Source organism: Planomonospora algeriensis (assembly GCF_977012225.1).
The window spans coordinates 1-4,057 of sequence record NZ_CDRNDK010000520.1; the positions used below are offsets into that span (position 1 = coordinate 1).

General features: G+C 74.0%; 4 protein-coding genes. 3 read left to right on the forward strand and 1 reads right to left on the reverse strand.

The annotated features are described in order from the left end of the window. A partial coding sequence (locus tag ACWJ6R_RS31590) for a SulP family inorganic anion transporter (protein ID WP_449065725.1) occupies positions 1-1,643 on the forward strand: 1,643 nt, incomplete at its 5' end. Here the strand turns inward: ACWJ6R_RS31590 and ACWJ6R_RS31595 are convergent. Beyond that, positions 1,573-1,914 carry an ArsR/SmtB family transcription factor gene (locus tag ACWJ6R_RS31595; protein WP_449065726.1) on the reverse strand — a complete coding sequence of 114 codons (342 nt, stop codon included), beginning with the start codon at positions 1,912-1,914 and terminating at the stop codon, positions 1,573-1,575. The two genes, ACWJ6R_RS31590 and ACWJ6R_RS31595, sit on opposite strands and share 71 nt — an antisense overlap. 315 nt (positions 1,915-2,229) lie before the next feature. On the opposite strand from ACWJ6R_RS31595, the gene ACWJ6R_RS31600 reads away from it, so the two are divergent. Together ACWJ6R_RS31600 and ACWJ6R_RS31605 are read left to right on the forward strand one after the other, a co-directional pair. Next, positions 2,230-3,063: a DUF4253 domain-containing protein gene (locus ACWJ6R_RS31600; protein ID WP_449065727.1), complete on the forward strand. Its 834-nt coding sequence runs from the start codon at positions 2,230-2,232 to the stop codon at positions 3,061-3,063. An 85-nt stretch (positions 3,064-3,148) separates the two neighbouring features. Then, positions 3,149-4,015: an alpha/beta fold hydrolase gene (locus tag ACWJ6R_RS31605; protein WP_449065728.1), complete on the forward strand. Its 867-nt coding sequence runs from the start codon at positions 3,149-3,151 to the stop codon at positions 4,013-4,015. Positions 4,016-4,057: the final 42 nt, after the last annotated feature.

The following is a 4,057-nucleotide window of genomic DNA, read 5'->3' on the forward strand; positions in this document are numbered from 1 at the left end:
GCCGGAACCCGCGCCGGGACCTGCTGGCCGGGCTGACCGTGGCGGTCGTGGCGCTGCCCCTCGCGCTGGCCTTCGGGGTCAGCTCCGGCCTGGGCGCCTCGGCCGGGCTGGCGACCGCCATCGTGGCGGGGGTGCTCGCGGCGGTCTTCGGCGGGAGCAACCTGCAGGTCTCCGGTCCCACCGGGGCGATGACCGTGGTGCTGGTGCCGATCGTGCACCAGTTCGGCGCGGGCGGTGTGCTGACGGTCGGGCTGCTGGCCGGTGTGATCCTCATCGGGCTCGCCGTGGCGAGGGTCGGCCGCTACATCCAGTTCATGCCCACCTCGGTCATCGAGGGCTTCACCGCCGGGATCGCCGTGGTGATCGCGCTGCAGCAGGTCCCCGCGGCGCTCGGGGTGGCCGGAATCGACGGCGAGCGGGTCTGGCAGGTGGCGGCCGAGGCCGTCGCCGCGTACGCCGCGGCTCCGAACCCCGTCCCCCTGCTCATGGCCCTGGCCGTGGCCGCGCTCATGCTGGTCGGCGCCCGCCTGCGGCCCGGGGTGCCGTTCTCGCTGGTCGGCGTGGTGCTGGCCACGCTGGTGGCCGAACTCGCCGGGCTGGACGCGGCCCGGATCGGGGCGCTGCCCGCCGCGCTGCCCGCCCCCTCCCTGGGATTCCTGGACCTCGGCGCGATCACCGCGCTGATCCCGTCCGCGCTGGCCGTGGCCGCGCTGGCCGCGCTGGAGAGCCTGCTGTGCGCCTCGGTCGCCGACGCGATGAGCGTCAACGAGCGGCACGACCCCGACCGGGAGCTCTTCGGCCAGGGCGTCGCGAACCTGGCCGCGCCGCTGTTCGGCGGCGTCCCGGCCACCGCCGCGATCGCCAGGACCGCGGTCAACGTGCGCTCCGGCGCCCGCTCGCGCCTGGCCTCGCTCAGCCACGCGATCGTGCTGGCGGTGATCGTGCTGGCCGCCTCCGGGCTCGTCGGGCGCATCCCGCTGGCGGCGCTCGCCGGGGTGCTGCTGGCCACGACCGTGCGGATGGTGGAGGTCGGCTCCCTGCGTGCGATCGCCCGGGCGACGCGCGGTGACGCGGTCGTCATGGTGCTCACGTTCGCCGTCACGGTCGCGCTCGACCTGGTGACGGCCGTCGCCGTCGGCATCGGCGTGGCGATCGTCCTGGCGCTGCGCGCGATCGCCAGGACCGCGCAGGTGGAGCAGGTGCCGCTGGAGACCGGCGACCACGGGGAGGAGGAGCGGCGGCTGCTCGAGGAGCACATCGTCGCCTACCGGTTCGACGGGCCCCTGTTCTTCGCCGCCGCGCACCGCTTCCTGCTGGAGCTGTCGGAGATCTCCGACGTGCGGGTGGTGATCCTGCGGATGTCCCGCGTCTCGACCCTCGACGCCACCGGCGCGCAGGTCCTCGGCGACGCGATCACCCGCCTGGAGGGGCGCGGGATCACCGTGCTGCTGTCGGGGATCCGGCCGGGCCACGACCAGGTCCTGGCCGCGCTCGGCGTCGCCGAGCACCTGCGCCGCGACGGACTGGTCTTCCCCGACACCCCGGCGGCCATCGCCCGTGCCAGGGGCCTGCTCACCCCCGCTTCCGAGCCGAGGCCCGCAGGTCCTCCAGCAGCTCCGCCTGCCCGGACAGCACACCGGTGAGGATGGACCGCGCCACGGCGAGGAGGTCGGCGAGGCCGGGATGGGTCAGCGAGTAGTAGACGGTGGAGCCCTCCTTGCGGGACGCGACGAGATTCGCCCGCCGGAGCACCGCCAGCTGCTGCGACAGATGCGCCGGCTCTATGCCGACCTCGGGGAGCATCTCCGCGACGGAGTGCTCCCGCTCGCTGAGCAGCTCCAGCACCCGGATGCGCGAAGGGTGTCCGAGCGTCTTGAAGAACTCCGCCTTCAGCTGGTACAGCGGTGCGCTCACCGCGGCGCCCTCCCTCCCGTGGCACTGCCGTCTCCCGCGGCCCGTCGCGGACGTCCGCACGAGGGCGTCCGGACCCCGGTCCCGGCGGGCGCCGGAGCGGTCACCGTACCGGGATCGCCCCCCGCGTGCCCCGGCGCTCCAGGCAATTGCCAACTTTAGCAACGCCGCACCCGGGGAAGACGCCTCCGCGGGGCGGCACTCCGCCGGTAGATGGAATTATGGCGAGTTGTCCCTGGCCGGGCATCGGTGGCTTCCGCCGTACGGGTGGCGACCGGCGGGCAAAATTGGGGCGTGGTCGGGATCGGGACGGTTGAGATGGGTGACTGCGAGCGTGAGCGGCTTCCGCCGTTGCTGGGGCAGCTGTTCGCCGACGGCGGCGAGGGTCGGACCCTCGCGGTCGAGCTGCCGACCGGAGACCTGGTCTGGCCCGACCCCGGTTACACGTCGCTGCTGACGACGTCGTACCACCAGCCGGCGTTCTGGCTCAGCGACACGGCCGTCTCCGCCGAGCTGTGGACCAGGCTGCGGGCCGAGCACCCGCACTCGGGCCTGTGGCCGGTGCTGCTGGAGGACACCGTCCAGCCGTGGACGGCGGGTCAGATCGCCCCGGACGCCCCCGCCGAGATCGACAACTACAACACGGCCGCGTTCATGGCCGAGGTATGGGCGGACTGGATCGAGAAGGCCCACCCCGGCCAGCTGGAGATCCTGGACCCGTTCGGCCCGCGGTGCCCCGGCCCGGCCGGGCCGGGGACGCCGATGGCGGACCCCGACGTGGTCGCCGACTGGTACGCCGGGCTCGTGGCCGAGCGCCGCACCCCCCTGGGGCTGGTGGCCGTGGACCGGGGGGCCGACGCGCTGGCGGCCATGGGCTGGCAGGGGGCGCTGAACCACAACGAGTGGATGGTCCCGCTGGCGGCCGTGGTGCGCAGCTGGGAGGACCGGTTCGGCGCGCGGGTGGTCGGCATGGGCTTCAACACCCTGGACCTGAGCGTCGCGGCCCCTCCGGCCACGCGGGAGCACGCCCTGCACGTGGCCGCCGAGCACTGGACGTTCTGCCCGGACAGCATCGTGCAGGGCGCCGGGACGCTGATCGACTACGCCGAGCAGATCATGGGCAGGAACGCCTGGTCCTTCTGGTGGGACTGAGCCCCGTCCCGCTCACCCCGCCGCTCTTGTCGTCACGCTTCCAGAATGACATTCTGTTCCGACGGACAAGCACGGCAGGAGTGACATGGCTCTGCGCGCCTCGGCGAACGGCATCGAGATCGCCTACGACACCTTCGGGTCCCCCGACGACCGCCCGCTGCTCCTGGTCATGGGGCTGGGCTCCCAGATGATCCACTGGGACGAGGGATTCTGCACGCTGCTCGCGGACGGAGGCCACCACGTCATCCGGTTCGACAACCGGGACGTGGGCGAGTCCACCCACTTCCACGACGCGGGCACGCCCTCCTTCGGCCCCGTTCCCGGTGCGGACGCGCCGTACCTGCTCGGCGACATGGCCGACGACGCCGCCGGCCTGCTCGACGCGCTCGGCCTGGAGTCGGCGCACGTGGTCGGCGTCTCCATGGGCGGGATGATCGCCCAGGCGATGGCCATCCGCCACCCGGGCCGGGTGCGCAGCCTGACCTCGATCATGTCCACGCCGAGCCCGCAGGCCGCCCCGCCCACCGAGGCGGCGATGGCGGCGCTGATGTCGCCGCCCTCACCCGACCGGGAGACCGCGATCGCGCGGGCCCTGGAGACCTGGAAGGTCATCGGCTCGCCGGGCTACCCCTTCGACGCCGACCGGATCGCCCGGCTCGCGGGCCTGAGCTACGACCGGGCCTACGACCCCGCCGGGGTGGCCCGGCAGCTCGCCGCGATCACGGCCTCGGGCGACCGCGCGCCGCTGCTCAAGGAGCTGTCGGTGCCGACCCTGGTCCTGCACGGAGAGCAGGACCAGCTGGTGCCGCTGTCCGGCGGGATCGCCACGGCGGACGCCGTGCCCGGAGCCCGGCTGGTCACCTACCCGGGCATGGGGCACGACCTGCCGCGCCCGCTCTGGCCGGAATTCGCCGCCGAGATCGGCGGCCTGACCGCCGCCGCGGAGCGCTAGGCCCAGCAGCCCCGACTCGGGCTCCGGCCCCGACTCGGGCTC